This window comes from Blastococcus saxobsidens DD2, assembly GCF_000284015.1.
GTDB lineage: Bacteria > Actinomycetota > Actinomycetes > Mycobacteriales > Geodermatophilaceae > Blastococcus > Blastococcus saxobsidens_A.
This window is the reverse complement of the sequence record NC_016943.1, coordinates 575,371-590,365: the sequence shown is the minus strand read 5'-3', so window position 1 is coordinate 590,365 and position 14,995 is coordinate 575,371. Positions and strand designations below refer to the sequence as shown.

The 14,995-nt window shown below is 73.7% G+C and carries 14 protein-coding genes; 7 read left to right on the top strand and 7 right to left on the bottom strand.

Annotated elements, in window-relative coordinates; translation table 11 throughout:
* Positions 1-10: 10 nt before the first annotated feature.
* Positions 11-1,291, top strand: coding sequence for a DUF445 domain-containing protein (locus tag BLASA_RS02750; protein WP_014374478.1), 1,281 nt, complete (start codon positions 11-13; stop codon positions 1,289-1,291).
* Positions 1,292-1,399: 108 nt separating this feature from the next.
* Here BLASA_RS02750 and rlmB read toward each other — a convergent pair whose 3' ends face one another.
* From rlmB to BLASA_RS02725, 5 genes are read right to left on the bottom strand one after another with little or no spacing between them, the layout of a single operon-like run.
* Complete coding sequence (gene rlmB / locus BLASA_RS02745; RefSeq protein ID WP_014374477.1) at positions 1,400-2,386, bottom strand: 23S rRNA (guanosine(2251)-2'-O)-methyltransferase RlmB; 987 nt, start codon at positions 2,384-2,386, stop codon at positions 1,400-1,402.
* Positions 2,386-3,789 (bottom strand): cysteine--tRNA ligase, encoded by a 1,404-nt coding sequence (gene cysS / locus BLASA_RS02740; RefSeq protein ID WP_014374476.1) that lies wholly within the window; start codon positions 3,787-3,789, stop codon positions 2,386-2,388. The genes rlmB and cysS overlap by 1 nt, the downstream gene beginning before the upstream one ends.
* A 10-nt stretch (positions 3,790-3,799) precedes the next feature.
* The gene (ispF, locus tag BLASA_RS02735) at positions 3,800-4,324 is read right to left on the bottom strand and encodes a 2-C-methyl-D-erythritol 2,4-cyclodiphosphate synthase (RefSeq protein WP_051004784.1); all 525 of its coding nucleotides are present in this window, start codon (positions 4,322-4,324) and stop codon (positions 3,800-3,802) included.
* Positions 4,321-4,980, bottom strand: coding sequence for a 2-C-methyl-D-erythritol 4-phosphate cytidylyltransferase (gene ispD, locus BLASA_RS02730; protein WP_041775570.1), 660 nt, complete (start codon positions 4,978-4,980; stop codon positions 4,321-4,323). The genes ispF and ispD overlap by 4 nt, the downstream gene beginning before the upstream one ends.
* Positions 4,981-5,014: 34 nt before the next feature.
* The gene (locus tag BLASA_RS02725) at positions 5,015-5,497 is read right to left on the bottom strand and encodes a CarD family transcriptional regulator (protein ID WP_014374475.1); all 483 of its coding nucleotides are present in this window, start codon (positions 5,495-5,497) and stop codon (positions 5,015-5,017) included.
* A gap of 130 nt (positions 5,498-5,627) precedes the next feature.
* Between BLASA_RS02725 and BLASA_RS02720 the strand changes: the two genes are divergently transcribed.
* The 5 genes from BLASA_RS02720 to BLASA_RS02700 all read left to right on the top strand — a co-directional run bounded on the left by BLASA_RS02720 (position 5,628) and on the right by BLASA_RS02700 (position 10,367).
* Positions 5,628-6,476 (top strand): UbiA family prenyltransferase, encoded by an 849-nt coding sequence (locus tag BLASA_RS02720; RefSeq protein ID WP_014374474.1) that lies wholly within the window; start codon positions 5,628-5,630, stop codon positions 6,474-6,476.
* Positions 6,477-6,638: 162 nt separating this feature from the next.
* Positions 6,639-7,211 (top strand): copper chaperone PCu(A)C, encoded by a 573-nt coding sequence (locus BLASA_RS02715; RefSeq protein WP_014374473.1) that lies wholly within the window; start codon positions 6,639-6,641, stop codon positions 7,209-7,211.
* A 76-nt stretch (positions 7,212-7,287) separates the two neighbouring features.
* The gene (gene radA, locus BLASA_RS02710) at positions 7,288-8,655 is read left to right on the top strand and encodes a DNA repair protein RadA (RefSeq protein WP_014374472.1); all 1,368 of its coding nucleotides are present in this window, start codon (positions 7,288-7,290) and stop codon (positions 8,653-8,655) included.
* Positions 8,656-8,771: 116 nt separating this feature from the next.
* Positions 8,772-9,857, top strand: coding sequence for a DNA integrity scanning diadenylate cyclase DisA (disA, locus tag BLASA_RS02705; RefSeq protein WP_014374471.1), 1,086 nt, complete (start codon positions 8,772-8,774; stop codon positions 9,855-9,857).
* A gap of 78 nt (positions 9,858-9,935) precedes the next feature.
* Complete coding sequence (locus BLASA_RS02700) at positions 9,936-10,367, top strand: hypothetical protein (protein ID WP_166486457.1); 432 nt, start codon at positions 9,936-9,938, stop codon at positions 10,365-10,367.
* Between the two features lie 38 nt (positions 10,368-10,405).
* Here the strand turns inward: BLASA_RS02700 and BLASA_RS02695 are convergent, their stop codons facing one another.
* A complete protein-coding gene (locus tag BLASA_RS02695; RefSeq protein ID WP_014374469.1) occupies positions 10,406-11,092 on the bottom strand; it encodes a hypothetical protein in 687 nt (228 codons plus the stop codon).
* A gap of 77 nt (positions 11,093-11,169) precedes the next feature.
* On the opposite strand from BLASA_RS02695, the gene BLASA_RS02690 reads away from it, so the two are divergent.
* A complete protein-coding gene (locus BLASA_RS02690) occupies positions 11,170-12,084 on the top strand; it encodes an A/G-specific adenine glycosylase (protein ID WP_014374468.1) in 915 nt (304 codons plus the stop codon).
* Positions 12,085-12,222: 138 nt separating this feature from the next.
* Here the strand turns inward: BLASA_RS02690 and BLASA_RS02685 are convergent, their stop codons facing one another.
* A complete protein-coding gene (locus BLASA_RS02685; protein ID WP_014374467.1) occupies positions 12,223-14,751 on the bottom strand; it encodes an ATP-dependent Clp protease ATP-binding subunit in 2,529 nt (842 codons plus the stop codon).
* Between the last annotated feature and the right edge of the window lie 244 nt (positions 14,752-14,995).

The following is a 14,995-nucleotide window of genomic DNA, read 5'->3' as shown; positions in this document are numbered from 1 at the left end:
GCTGGGCCGGGTGGCCGCTCCCCGACTGATCGCGCCCCTGGCCGGGTCGCTCGACGACCCGGCCCGGGCGCGTGACCTCACCCGGATGAAGCGGCTGGCGAGCGGGCTCTTCCTGCTCGCCGCCGCCGTCTTCTTCGCGTGCCTGCTGCTCGGGGACGACGCCGGCGCATGGGTGGGCTACGTCCGTGCGACCGCCGAGGCCTCCATGGTGGGCGCGCTGGCCGACTGGTTCGCCGTCACCGCGCTGTTCCGGCACCCGCTGCGGCTGCCGATCCCGCATACCGCGATCATCCCGCGGAAGAAGGACCAGATCGGCACCAGCCTGGGCGCCTTCGTCCAGGAGAACTTCCTGACCGCGGCCGTCGTCGACCACACGCTCGAGACGATCGACCTCCCCGGCCGGCTGGGCACGTTCCTCGCCGCCCCCGGCCGGGCCGAGCGGCTGGCCGGTGACGCCGGGGTGGCCCTCTCCGGGCTGGGCGACCTGATGCGCGACGACGACCTGCGCCCCGCCGTCGCCGCGCTCGTCGAGCGCAAGCTGCACGAGACCCCCGCCGCGCCGGCCGTCGCCCGGGCGCTGGAGCTCGTGGTCGACGGGGACCGGCACCAGGAGGTGCTGTCGGCCGGCCTGCGCGGCCTGGCCCGGTTCCTCGAGGAGAACCGCCTGGTCTTCCGGGCACAGCTCGGGGACGCCTCCCCCGCGTGGGTGCCCGACTGGGTCGACGACCGCGTCTTCGACCGGGTGTTCGCCGGCCTGCAGGGCTTCCTCGACGAGGTGGGCGACGACCCGCGGCACGAGCTGCGCCGCTCCTACGACGCCCGGCTGCGGGCCTACGTGCACGCGCTGCGCACCGATCCCGCCACCGCCGCCCGGATCGAGGAGCTCAAGGCGGAGCTGCTCCAGCACCCGGCCGTGCGCACCTGGTCGGGCTCGCTGTGGACCCAGGCCAAGGACGCCGTCCTCGCGGCCGCGGCCGACCCCTCGTCGGAGCTGCGCAGCCGGGTCGCCGGGCTGATCACCGACACGGCCCAGCTGCTGCAGACCGACCCCCGGGTGCGGGAGCTGGTGCAGAAGCAGGGCCGGCGGGCCGCCGTCTACCTGGTCGAGCGGTTCTCCGGCGACCTCGCCGACCTGGTGGGCACCACCGTCGCCCGCTGGGACACCGACGAGACCAGCCGCCGCATCGAGCTCCAGGTGGGCCGAGACCTGCAGTGGATCCGGGTCAACGGCACCGTCGTCGGCGGCCTCGCCGGCCTGGTGATCTACACCGTCGCCCAGCTGCTGTCGTGACGAGCGGGGCCCGGAGGGTCCCCGAGGAACGACAGGGAGCCGCCCTGCGAGGGCGGTCGAGGAGCGTGGCCCGGAGGGTCACCGACGAGAGCCGCGGAACGGCTCAGCTCAACGCGAGGAGCTACCTGGCCGCGGTGCGGCCCGGAGGGACGCGATCTGGTAGAGCGCGATTCCCGCCGCGACGCTGACGTTGAGCGACTCGGTGTCGCGGTCGATCGGGATGCGAACGACGACGTCGCACCGCTCGCGCACCAGCCGCGACAGGCCGGTGCCCTCGGCGCCGACGACGAGCGCGACCGGGTCGGCGAAGCCGTCGAACGCGTGCAGGTCGACGTCGCCGTCCCCCGCCAGGCCGACGGTCATCAGGCCCGCGTCCTGGTAGGAGCCGAGCGCGCGGGCCAGGTTGACCGCCCGGGCCACCGGGATCCGGGCCGCGGCGCCGGCGCTGGTGCGCCAGGCCGACGCCGTCATCCCGACCGCCCGCCGCTGCGGGACGACCACCCCGTGCGCGTCGAAGGCGGCCGCGGAGCGGACGACCGCGCCGAGGTTGCGCGGGTCGGTGACGCCGTCCAGCGCGACGATCAGGGGCGGCCGGCCGGAGTCGCGGGCGATGTCGACCAGGTCGTCGGGGTGCGCGTAGTCGTAGGGCGGGACCTGCAGGCCGATGCCCTGGTGCAGAGCGCCCTGCGACATCCGGTCGAACTCGGCCTTGCCCACCTCGAGCAGGGGCAGCCCGCGGTCGGCGGCCAGCGCCAGCGCCTCGGCGATCCGCTCGTCGGTGGCGCGGTGAGTGTCGCCGGTGACGACGTACAGGGCGGTGGCGGGGATCCTGGCCCGCAGCGCCTCTACGACCGGGTTGCGACCGAGCAGCAGCTCCGGCTGCTCCTCGGACTTCGCGCGGGCACGGGCCCGGTCGGCCCGCTGACGCTGCTCGGCGGCGGCCCGCCGCTGAGCCGGGTGGCCGGGCCGCGCCTCGGCCGGCGGGGTCGCGCCCCGGCCGGCGAGGGACCGGCGGTTCTTGCCGCCGGTCCCGGCGGTCGCACGCTTCTTGCCCGCGCCGTCGCTGCGGCCGCGGCGCTGGCTGTTGCCGGCCATCAGGAGGTCAGCTCCCATCGGGGTCCCTGGGGGGTGTCCTCGACGGAGACGCCGAGGTTGGCGAGCTGGTCGCGGATCGCATCCGCGGCCGCGAAGTCCTTGCGGGCCCGGGCGGCCTGGCGCTGCTCGAGGACCAGCGCCACGAGGCCGTCGGCCGCCCGGCCGAGCTTCTCGTCGCCGCCGCTGGTGGCCCACTGCGGGTCCATCGGGTCGAGGCCGAGCACGCCGAGCATCGCGCGCACCGAGCCCAGCGTGCCGGCGACCGCGGCGTCGTTCCCGTCGGCGAGCGCCGTGTTCCCTTCCCGGACGGTCTCGTGGACGGCCGCGATGGCCGCCGGCGTCGCGAGGTCGTCGTCGAGGGCGCTGCTGAAGTCGGCGCAGAAGACCGGGGCACCGGCGCCCGCCCCGACCCGCTCCGCCGCGCGCTTCACGAAGGACTCGATCCGCCGGTAGGCCGAGCCGGCCTCCTCCAGCGCCGCATCGGTGAACTCGATCGTCGAGCGGTAGTGCGGGGCGACCAGGTAGTAGCGCAGCTCCACCGGCCGGACCCGCGTGACCACCTCGTCGACCAGCGCGGTGTTGCCCAGCGACTTGCTCATCTTCTCGCCGCCGAGGGTGACCCAGCCGTTGTGCAGCCAGTACTGGGCGAACCCGTCACCGGCGGCCCGCGACTGCGCCTGCTCGTTCTCGTGGTGCGGGAACCGCAGGTCCAGGCCACCGCCGTGGATGTCGAACTCGGGACCGAGGTAGCGCTCGGCCATCGCCGAGCACTCGAGGTGCCAGCCGGGGCGGCCGCGGCCCCACGGCGTGGGCCACGAGGCGGTCTCCGGCTCCCCCGGCTTGGCGGCCTTCCACAGCGCGAAGTCGCGCGGGTCCCGCTTGCGGTCGTCGGTCTCGGTGTCGGCCGCCGGCTGGAGGTCGCCGAGCTTCTGGCCGGTCAGCGCCCCGTACTCGGGGAACGACCGGACGTCGAAGTAGACGTCGCCGTCGACGGCGTAGGCGTGGCCCCGCCGGATCAGCCGGTCCATCAGCTCGACCATGTCGGGAACGTGCCCGGTGGCCCGCGGCTCGTACGTGGGCGGGAGCACGCCGAGGATGTCGTACGCCCGGGTGCAGGCCCGCTCGTTGTCGTACGCCCACGCCCACCAGGGGACGCCGTTGGCCTCGGCCTTCGCCAGGATCTTGTCGTCGATGTCGGTGATGTTGCGGACGTAGGTGACGTCGAGCCCCTGCGCGGTCAGCCACCGGCGCAGGACGTCGAAGGCGAGCGCGGCGCGCACGTGCCCCACGTGCGGCGGGCCCTGGACGGTGAGCCCGCAGACGTAGACCGACGCCTTTCCCGGACGCAGGGGCACGAAGTCCCGGACCGCACGGGCCGCGGTGTCGTAGAGGCGGAGGCTCACTGCGCGGAGTCTACGGAGCGGGGCTCGCCGACCGCGGGGGCTCCGCTGCCGTCTCCCCCGTCCGGACCACCAGGGCGGTGGCCACCGCGGCACGTCCCTCGCCCCGGCCGGTGAGCCCGAGGCCGTCGGTGGTGGTGGCGGTCACGCTGACCGGGGCGCCGAGCGCGGCGGAGAGCACGGCCTCGGCCTCCGCCCGCCGGGGGCCGAGCTTCGGCGTGGTCGCGATCAGCTGGACCGAGGCGTTGCCCACCTGCCAGCCCCCGCGGGCCAGCACCTCCCGGACGTGCTCCAGCACCGCCGGCCCCGTCACGCCGGCCCAGCGCGGGTCGTCGGTGCCGAGCAGGCCGCCGATGTCGCCGAGACCGGCGGCCGACAGCACCGCGTCGGTCAGCGCGTGGGCGACGATGTCGCCGTCGGAGTGACCGGCGCAGCCGTCGACCCCGGGCCACTCCAGGCCGGCCAGCCGGCACGGCTTCCCCGGCTCGATCGGGTGGACGTCGGTGCCGATGCCGACCCGCAGGCTGGCGGCCGTCACCGGCGCACCTGCGCCTCGGCCAGCACCAGGTCGTGGGGGATGGTGATCTTGGCGGCGCGCTCGTCGCCGGGGACGGTGTGCACCGCGACGCCGGCGGCGCGCACGACAGCGGCGTCGTCGGTGAGTTCGGTGCCGTCGGGGAGCGCCGCGTAGGCGGCGACCAGGGTGGCCCGGTCGAAGCCCTGCGGCGTCTGCACCCGGCGCAGGGCCGCGCGAGGCAGCGACCCGGTGACCACACCGTGATCGCCGACCACCACGGTGGTGTCCACGACGGGCAGGACCGGGACGACGGCGGGTGCGCCGGCGGCCAGCGCCGCCACCACCCGGGCGACGACGTCGGGCGGGGTGAGCGGCCGGGCGGCGTCGTGCACCAGGACGACGTCGGCGTCCCCGGCCGCGGCCAGCCCCGCGCGGACGGAGGCGGTGCGGCTGGCCCCGCCGTCGACGAGGCGCACCTCCGCGGGCAGCACCGCGGCGAAGGCGGCGCGGTCAGCGGCCGGCACGGTCACGACGACGTCCGCCACGCCCCCGGCGAGCAGACCCTCGACCGCCCAGCTGACCAGAGGCCGCCCGGCGAGCGGGACCAGCGCCTTCGGGCGGTCGGCCCCCAGACGCGAACCGCTCCCGGCCGCTGCGATGATCGCGACAGCGTGCACGGGAGCGGTTCGGTTCGTCCTGAGAAGGTGCAGCTCAGCTGGCGAGGACCTCGTCGAGCAGGATCTCGGCCTTGTCCTCGTTGGTGCCCTCGGCGAGCGCGAGCTCGCTGACCAGGATCTGCCGGGCCTTGGAGAGCATGCGCTTCTCGCCGGCGGAGAGCCCGCGGTCCTTGTCGCGACGCCACAGATCACGCACGACCTCGGCGACCTTGTTCACGTCACCGGAGGCCAGCTTCTCGAGGTTCGCCTTGTAGCGGCGCGACCAGTTGGTCGGCTCCTCGGTGTGGGGAGCGCGCAGCACCTCGAAGACCTTGTCCAGGCCCTCCTGACCGACGACGTCACGGACGCCGACGATCTCTGCATTGTCGGCCGGCACGCGCACGGTGAGGTCGCCCTGGGCGACCTTCAGCACGAGGTAGGCCTTCTCTACGCCCTTGATCGTCCGCTTCTCGATCGCCTCGATGAGCGCGGCACCGTGGTGCGGGTAAACGACGGTCTCGCCGACAGTGAAGCCCATGTGGATGTGACCCCTTTCGCTATCCCCAGGTTAGCACGGCAGACTGACCAACGGATCCGACCCGAGCAGTAAATCTGCAGGTCAGAGCCCTGATCGATGGACCCGGAGGGGTTGACAGAGCGTGATTGATGTGCCTGCGGGAGCCTTCCGGCTGCTGGCGGCCGCCCGCGCGCTGGCCCTCGCCACGCACCCCGGCCCGGCGGTCGCGGTCACCGCCGTCGCCACCCTCCTGGCCATCTCCGCCGGCCTCCCGGCCGGCCGGGCAGCCCTGCTCTGCGTCGCCGTCCTCGCAGGTCAGGCGTCCATCGGGTGGAGCAACGACTGGCTGGACGCCGACCGCGACCGCGCCGTGGCACGGCCGGACAAGCCGGTGGTGCAGGGGGCGGTGACGCCGGCCAGGCTGCGCCGGGCGGCCCTCCTGGCGGCGGGCGCGGCCGTCGTCCTCTCCTTGCTCCTCGGCCTGGTCCCCGGCCTGCTGCTGCTGCTCCTCGTCGCCAGCGGCTGGGCCTACAACGCCGGCCTCAAGCGCACGGTGTGGTCCGGCGCGGGGTACGTCGTCGGGTTCGGCGCCCTCCCCGCCGGCGTGGTCGCCGCCGCGCCGGGTGACGCCGCCGCCCCGTGGTGGCTGATCACCGCCGGCGCCGCCCTGGGGGCGGCCGCGCACCTGGCCAACGTCGCCCCCGACCTGGAGGACGACCTGGCCACCGGCGTCCGCGGCCTCCCCCACCGGCTGGGCGCCCGGATGTCGGCGGTGGCCGGCGCGCTGCTGCTCGCCGCGGCGTCCCTCGTGCTGGTGCTCGGCCCGGCCGGCGACCCCACCGCCTCCGGGTGGATCGCCCTCGCGCTCGCGGCCCCGGCGGCCGCCGTGGCCGCCCTCTCGGGCACACCCCGCTTCCGGCGGCTCGCCTTCCCCGCCGTGATGCTGCTGACCGTGCTCGACGTCGTCCTGCTGGTGGCCGGCGGCGCCGCGCTCACCTGAGCGCGCGCCGGTCGCCGGGAGCGCATCGCGAACCCCGGCGGGAGGGACGCGCGGCCGGCACCGCTCCCTGCGGGCGGCGCGCTGGAGCGACCGTTAGGCTCCGGGGGTCTCGGTGCCACCGACCCCCGGTGGCCGGCACGGTCCTGCTGGAGGTCGACGGCTGTGAACCGCGCTCTGCGCGCCGCCACCATGGGCGTTCTGCTCTTCTCTCCCGTCGCGCTCGCCGCGTGCAGCGCGGGACAGGTCACGCAGACCGCCACGCAGCTGCGCGACCAGCGGGGCGCGATGGCGGAGGTCGGTGACCTGAACCTGCGCGCGATCACCCTGGCCTATCCCGAGGAGGGCCTCTACGAGGCCGGTGAGGACGCCACGGTGCGGCTGGCCATCGCGAACCCCGGCACCGAGGACGACACCCTGACCGGCATCTCCGGCCAGGGTTTCGGCGGGGCGGTCGTCGAGACCTCGGGCTCCGACACCGGGTCCGGGTCCGAGGACCTGGAGATCCCGGCCGGGTCGACGGTGTTCGTCGGCGCCGAGGACGGACCCACGATCACCCTCACCGACCTCGACGAGGAGCTCACGACCGGCGAAGCCGTCGAACTGCAGCTCACCTTCGCCAACGCCGGCGAGGTGACGGTGCCGGCCGTGGTGGCCACCCCCGAGGACGTGCTCGAGCGCGGCGAGGCCTTCGACTTCCACCACGAGGAAGAGGCCGCCGGCGAGGCCCACGGCTGACCTGGGCTGCTGACCGGCGCTACCGGCCGGCGCCCGTTCCCCGGAACTGTCGGTGCCGGCGGATAGCGTCCTCGACGTGCCGTCCCCCGGAGTGAAGTCCGCTCGCCCCGCCCACCGCTGCACCGAGTGCGGCTACGCCTCCGCGAAGTGGGTCGGCCGCTGCCCCGAGTGCCAGGCCTGGGGCACACTCCGGGAGAACGGCGCCCCGGCGACCGGTCTGCGGGCGGTCTCGGCCGGTCAGGTGAGCGCGCCCGCCCGCCCCATCGCGCAGGTCGAACTCGCGGGGGCCCGCGCGGTACCCACCGGCATCCCGGAGTTCGACCGCGTGCTCGGCGGGGGGCTGGTGCCGGGTGCGGTGCTGCTCGTCGCCGGTGAGCCAGGTATCGGCAAGTCCACCCTGCTGCTGGAGGTCGCGCAGCGGGTCGCGGCGTCGAACGGCCCGGCGCTGGTGGTGTCCGGCGAGGAGTCCGCCGGCCAGGTTCGGCTGCGCGCCGAGCGGATCGGTGCACTGCACGACCAGCTCTACCTCGCCGCCGAGACGGAGCTGTCCGCGGTGCTCGCCCACGTCGAGGCGGTGAACCCCTCGCTGCTGGTCCTGGACAGCGTGCAGACCGTCCGCTCACCGGCCGTCGAGGGCACCGACGGCGGTTCCACCCAGGTACGCGCCGTGGCGTCCGCGCTGACCGGGGTGGCCAAGACCCGCGGCATGACCACCATCCTGGTCGGCCACGTCACCAAGGACGGCGCCATCGCCGGCCCGCGCACCCTCGAGCACCTGGTCGACGTGGTGATCTCCTTCGACGGCGAACGGCACTCCACCCTGCGCATGGTCCGCGCCACCAAGAACCGCTTCGGTCCGGCCGACGAGATCGGCTGCTTCGAGATCGGCGACAGCGGGGTGGTCGGCGTCCCCGACCCGTCGGCGCTGTTCGTCTCCCGCCGCGCCGATCCGGTGCCCGGCAGCTGCATCACCGTCACCCTGGAGGGCAGCCGGCCGCTGCTGGCCGAGGTGCAGGCCCTCGTCGCGAGCACCGGCGGCGGTGGCTCGCCCCGGCGGGCGGTGAGCGGGCTGGACTCGCAGCGCGTCGCCATGGTCAACGCCGTGGTGGAGCGGCGGGGCCGCGTCAAGCTGGCCGACGCCGACGTGTACGCCGCCTCGGTCGGCGGCGTCCGGATCGCCGAGCCCGCAGCCGACCTGGCCCTCGCGCTGGCGATCGCGTCGGCGGCCAAGGACACCCCGCTGCCGGCCGGGATGGTCGCCTTCGGCGAGGTGGGGCTCTCCGGCGAGATCCGCCGGGTGGGGGGCGCCGGGCGCCGGCTGGCCGAGGCCGCCCGCCAGGGCTACCGCTCCGCACTGGTCCCGCCGGATGCCGGATCCGCACCCCCCGGAATGCGGTTGATCGAGGTGCCTGATCTGGGCGCGGCCTTCCACCGCCTCTTCTGAGCCCGTAAGGTCTCGTATCATAGCCGCGCCACCGGCCGCCTGTACCCGAGCGCGCCCGGGCCACCCCCCGGGCACGTAGACTCAACCGCCGTACCACTCGACCGTCAGGAGCGCTCGTGCCCGCCGCCGTGGACCCCGAGGTCGCGCTGCGCGAACTCCTCGGTCGCATCGCTCCCGGGACGGCACTGCGCGACGGCCTGGAGCGCATCCTGGCGGGTCGCACCGGCGCGCTGATCGTCCTCGGGTACGACCGGGTGGTCGAGTCCCTGTGCACCGGCGGGTTCGCCCTCGACGTGGCGCTCTCGGCCACCCGCCTCCGCGAACTCGCGAAGATGGACGGCGCGGTGATCGTCTCCTACGACGGCACGCGGATCGTGCGGGCCGGCGTCCACCTCATGCCCGACCCGACGGTGCCCACCGAGGAGTCGGGCACCCGGCACCGGACCGCGGAGCGGGTCGCCGTCCAGACCGGCTTCCCGGTGATCTCGGTGAGCCAGTCGATGCACATCATCAGCGTGTACGTCGCCGGACGCCGGTACACCCTCGAGCACCCCACCACGATCCTCGCCCGCGCCAACCAGGCCCTGGCGGCGCTCGAGCGGTACAAGCTGCGCCTCGACGAGGTCGCCAGCACGCTCTCGGCGCTGGAGATCGAGGACCTGGTCACCGTGCGCGACGCGATGAGCGTCAGCCAGCGGCTGGAGATGGTCCGGCGCATCGCCGACGAGATCGAGGGATTCGTCGTCGAACTCGGCACCGACGGGCGGCTCCTGGCCCTCCAGCTGGACGAGATGCTCGCCGGCGTCGAGGAGGACCGCGGCCTCCTCGTGCGCGACTACCTCCCGCCGACCGGCCGCCGGCCGCGCACCATCGACCAGGTGCTCACCGACCTGCGGGCGCTGACGGCCACCGAACTGCTCGACCTGTCGGCCGTGGCGCGCTGCTACGGGCTCCCCACCTCCCCCGACGCCCTGGACTCCCCCGTCAGCCCGCGCGGGTACCGCCTGCTGGCGCGGGTCCCCCGGCTGCCGGCCGGAATCATCGACCGGCTCGTCGACCACTTCGGCGGGCTGCAGAAGCTCCTGGCGGCCACCATCGAGGACCTGCTGGCGGTCGAGGGCGTCGGCGAAGCCCGAGCCCGCGGCATCCGCGAGGGGCTCTCCCGGCTGGCCGAGACCTCGATCCTCGACCGCTACAGCTGACCCGTGGGACCTCGCGAGCGGGAAGGGGCGGAGCCCCGCCCTGGGTACGGCCGGCGAGTCATGGCCACCTTGCTGATCATGGCTGCTGCGATTGCCGTGGGGATCGTTCTGGCGTACGCCTCGTGGTCGGTCCTGGGGCCGCTGCTGGCCGGCCGGCCCGGGGTGCTGCAGGGGACGGTGGGCGCGATGTGCGGAGCGGTCGCCGCCGCTCCCACCGTGCTGCTGCTGTCCGCGCGGACGCGTCGCCGGGTGCTGGTGCCGACGATGTGCTGGCTCCTGGCGGCGGCGGTGCTCTTCCTGTGGGCCGTGCCGTTCCGCCGCGGGGACATCGAAGGCAGGGCGGCCTTTCTCGCGGACGCCGGCATGTACGTGCCCTTCTCCGTGCTGGTCTTCTTCGCCCTCGCGGTGGTCCTCCTCCGTCAGGTACCGGACGACGGCTTCCGCCCGATGACACAGTGGCTCGAGGGGGATCCACCCGCCCGGGAGCGGACCCGAAGACGCGGCAGGTAGCCGCTCAGCTCCACCGGCGTGAGTGGCCGGCCCCGCGCCTAGCCGAGGACGATCGGGGCGTCGCCGGAGACCTTGGTGTCGAGCCGGCCACGTAGGACGTACTCCCCCGGCGCCGGATTCACCCGCGGCGCCGTGCAGGTCGGCTCGCTGGTCAGCCCGCCCCAGACGATCAGGAACACCACCGCCTCGCCGGGCGCGAGGATCCGCTGGTCACTGCTGCTCTCCGGGAAGCAGTCGTTGCTTCCCCACACGCGGGTGCGGGCGGCATCCACCATCACCAGCTCCTGCAGTTGCTTGTCCAGCGTCCGGACGCACGGCACCGAGGCGGTGTTCACCACGACCAGTTCGAACGTCGGCTTGGTGCCCACGGCGACCTGACCGGGCGTGCGCACCTCCAGGCCCAGCATGTCGTCGGTGCACGGCCCGCCCGGGGTGGGTCCGGCCGGGGCCGGGTCGCTGACCGGCTCCGGCGCCGGAGCGGGGGCCGAGACCGGCGCGGTGGCCGGCGTCCGGAGCTCGGACACCGTGGGCACCACGCGCTCCAGCGCGGGCACCTCGGCGGGCGCCGCCGTGCCGCTCGCCGCCGCTGCACCGGCTCCGGACCCCGCGACCAGGCTCACCGTCAGCCAGGACACCCCGCCGAGGACGAGGAGGAGGACGACGAGCACGGTCAGCCGTCGCCGCCAGTAGACGGCGGCGGGCAGCGGGCCGACCGGGTGCAACACGCCGGGAACGCTAGTGCGCCCGGGGCGGACTGGTCCGGTCGGCACGCCGCACCGAGGGCACGGCAGACTGGCTGCCCGTGACCGGTCCTTCCCGCGCCGCCGCGGCGCCTCCGGCCGGAGAAGTCATCGTCGACTGGTACGCGACCGCCGCCCGGGACCTGCCGTGGCGAACGCCGGGGGTGGACCCCTGGGCGGTCCTGGTCAGCGAGGTGATGCTCCAGCAGACCCCCGTGGCGCGCGTGGAGCCCGTGTGGCGCTCCTGGATGGCCCGGTGGCCGGCCCCGGCCGATCTGGCCGCTGCGCCGCCCGCCGAGGTCATCCGCGCCTGGGGCAAGCTGGGCTACCCGCGGCGCGCCCTGCGGCTGCGGGAGGCGGCCGCCGCGATCGCCGAACGGCACGGGGGCGTGGTGCCCGACGACGTCGCCGCCCTCGAGGCGCTGCCCGGTATCGGCGCCTACACCGCCCGGGCGGTGGCGTGCTTCGGGTACGGGCAGCGGCAGCCCGTCGTCGACACCAACGTCCGTCGGGTCGTCGCGCGGCTCGTGCACGGTCGCGCGGAGGCCGGCAACGCCCGGGCCACGGACCTGGCCGACATCGCCGCCCTCGCGCCCGAGGACGACGCCCGCGCGGTGCGCTTCTCCGTGGCGGTCATGGAACTGGGCGCCCTGGTCTGCATCGCCGGGACGCCGCGGTGCGCGGCCTGCCCGGTGCGCGACCGCTGCGCCTGGCGGCTGGCCGGGTACCCGGCGCACGACGGACCCCGGCGGCGGGTGCAGCAGTTCGCCGGCACGGACCGGCAGGTCCGTGGCCGGCTGCTGGACGTGCTGCGGGCGGCGGACGCGCCGGTGACCGCAGCGGCGCTGGCGACCACCTGGGACGACGCGGTGCAGCGCAGCCGATGCCTGGACTCGCTGCTCACCGACGGCCTGGTCGAGCAGACCGCCGACGGCCTGTTCCGCCTCCCCACCGGAGATGTTGATCAGGTGACCTGATCGTTCTGGGTCCTGGCTCACCGTCGACGGTGAGCCAGGACCCCTTGTGATCAGGCGACCTGATCACGACGCGACGCGCACGACGAAGGGGCCGCCCCCACCTGTCGGTGGGAACGGCCCCTGCCGTCGGTGCTGTCGTTACTCGGCCGAGGCCGCAGGGCCCTCGTCGCCGCCGGAGAGCGCCACCGGCGGGGTGTCGGGCAGGTCGAGCGGCTTGGGCTCGCCGCGGAAGGTGAACTTCTGCGCGGGACCCTCGGCGTCGTCGACGTCCACCACCACGATCTGACCGCTGGTCAGCTCGCCGTAGAGGATCTTCTCGCTCAGCGCGTCCTCGATCTCGCGCTGGATGGTCCGGCGCAGCGGCCGGGCACCCAGGACGGGGTCGAACCCACGGGTCGCCAGCAGCTTCTTCGCCGCCGGGGTCACCTCGATCGCCATGTCCTTGTTCTTCAGCTGCGTCTCGAGTCGGGCGAGCATGAGGTCCACGATGTGGACGATCTCGTCCTCGGTCAGCTGGTGGAACACGACGATGTCGTCGATGCGGTTGAGGAACTCCGGCCGGAAGTGCTGCTTGAGCTCCTCGTTGACCTTGAGCTTCATCCGCTCGTAGTTGCTCTGGTTGTCATTCCCGGCCTGGAATCCGAGGCCGACGGCCTTGGAGATGTCCCGCGTACCGAGGTTGGTCGTGAGGATCAGGATCGTGTTCTTGAAGTCCACGATCCGGCCCTGACCATCGGTGAGCCGACCATCCTCGAGAACCTGCAGCAGCGTGTTGAACACATCTGCGTGCGCCTTCTCGATCTCGTCGAAGAGGACCACCGAGAACGGCTTGCGCCGCACCTTCTCGGTCAGCTGACCGCCCTCGTCGTAACCGACGTAACCGGGAGGCGCACCGACCAGACGCGACACGGTGAACTTGTCGTGGAACTCACCCATGTCGATCTGGATCAGCGCGTCGTCCTCACCGAAGAGGAACTGCGCGAGCGCCTTGGCCAGCTCCGTCTTACCGACACCCGAGGGGCCGGCGAAGATGAACGAACCACCGGGACGGCGCGGGTCCTTGAGGCCCGCTCGCGTGCGCCGGATCGCCTGGCTGACGCTCTTGATGGCCTCTTCCTGGCCGATGATCCGCTTGTGGAGCTCGTCCTCCATGCGGAGCAGCCGCGAGGTCTCCTCCTCGGTCAGCTTGAAGACCGGGATACCCGTCCAGTTCGCGAGGACCTCGGCGATCTGCTCGTCGTCGACCTCCGCGACGACGTCCATGTCGCCGGCCTTCCACTGCTTCTCGCGCTCGGCCTTCTCGCCCAGGAGCTGCTTCTCGGTGTCGCGCAGCGACGCGGCCTTCTCGAAGTCCTGCGCGTCGATCGCCGACTCCTTCTCGCGGCGGACGGCCGCGATCTTGTCGTCGAACTCGCGCAGGTCCGGCGGCGCGGTCATCCGCTTGATCCGCATCCGGGCGCCGGCCTCGTCGATCAGGTCGATCGCCTTGTCGGGCAGGAAGCGGTCGGAGATGTACCGGTCGGCCAGCGTCGCGGCAGCCACGAGCGCGCTGTCGGTGATGCTGATCCGGTGGTGCGCCTCGTAGCGGTCCCGCAGGCCCTTCAGGATCTCCACGGTGTGGGCGAGGGTCGGCTCGCTGACCTGGATGGGCTGGAAGCGGCGCTCCAGCGCGGCGTCCTTCTCCAGGTGCTTGCGGTACTCGTCCAGCGTGGTGGCACCGATGGTCTGCAGCTCACCGCGGGCGAGCATCGGCTTGAGGATGCTGGCGGCGTCGATCGCGCCCTCCGCGGCACCGGCCCCGACGAGGGTGTGGATCTCGTCGATGAACAGGATGATGTCGCCGCGGGTGCGGATCTCCTTGAGGACCTTCTTCAGCCGCTCCTCGAAGTCACCGCGGTAGCGCGAACCGGCGACGAGCGCCCCCAGGTCGAGGGTGTAGAGCTGCTTGTCCTTGAGCGTCTCGGGCACCTCGCCCTTGACGATGGCCTGGGCCAGCCCCTCGACGGCGGCGGTCTTGCCGACGCCGGGCTCGCCGATGAGGACCGGGTTGTTCTTGGTGCGGCGGGACAGCACCTGCATGACCCGCTCGATCTCCTTGGCCCGCCCGATCACCGGGTCGAGCTTCTGGTCGCGAGCGGCCTGGGTGAGGTTCCGGCCGAACTGGTCGAGCACCAGCGAGGTCGACGGCGTGCCCTCGGCGGGGCCGCCGGCCGCGGCCGGCTCCTTGCCCTGGTAGCCGGAGAGCAGCTGGATGACCTGCTGGCGGACGCGGTTGAGGTCGGCGCCGAGCTTCACGAGGACCTGGGCGGCGACGCCTTCGCCCTCGCGGATCAGGCCGAGCAGGATGTGCTCGGTGCCGATGTAGTTGTGGCCGAGCTGCAGCGCCTCGCGCAGCGACAGCTCCAGCACCTTCTTCGCCCGCGGGGTGAAGGGGATGTGACCGGAGGGGGCCTGCTGGCCTTGGCCGATGATCTCCTCGACCTGCTGGCGGACGCCCTCGAGCGAGATGCCCAGGGATTCCAGCGCCTTGGCAGCGACGCCTTCACCCTCGTGGATCAGGCCCAGGAGGATGTGCTCGGTGCCGATGTAGTTGTGGTTGAGCATCCGGGCCTCTTCCTGGGCCAGGACAACAACGCGGCGGGCTCGGTCGGTGAACCGTTCGAACATCTGCTGCTTCTCCTCTGACCGGCTGGTCCGGCGCTGCCCTCCCCCGATATGGAGAGGAGCACCCGACGTCCGTCGGCGCGCGGGGGCACCGGTCTTTCCACTGTAGTCGCGGACCACGCCGTCCCGTCGTCGCCGACAGGTGCGGTGGGTGGCTGCCCGTTCCAACCACCCCCCGGTAGGTGGTGTTCCGACGCTGTTACGCCGTGAGCGGACACCCAACGCCCCCGGCAAGCGAAGCGACGGT

Bases quoted from the DNA above. Each gene is read 5' to 3' on its own strand.
- rlmB (WP_014374477.1), bottom strand. From the start codon at position 2,386: ATGGCCGGCAACAGCCAGCGCCGCGGCCGCAGCGACGGCGCGGGCAAG.
- BLASA_RS02725 (WP_014374475.1), bottom strand. From the start codon at position 5,497: ATGGGCTTCACTGTCGGCGAGACCGTCGTTTACCCGCACCACGGTGCC.
- BLASA_RS02700 (WP_166486457.1), top strand. From the start codon at position 9,936: ATGGCTGCTGCGATTGCCGTGGGGATCGTTCTGGCGTACGCCTCGTGG.
- BLASA_RS02685 (WP_014374467.1), bottom strand. From the start codon at position 14,751: ATGTTCGAACGGTTCACCGACCGAGCCCGCCGCGTTGTTGTCCTGGCC.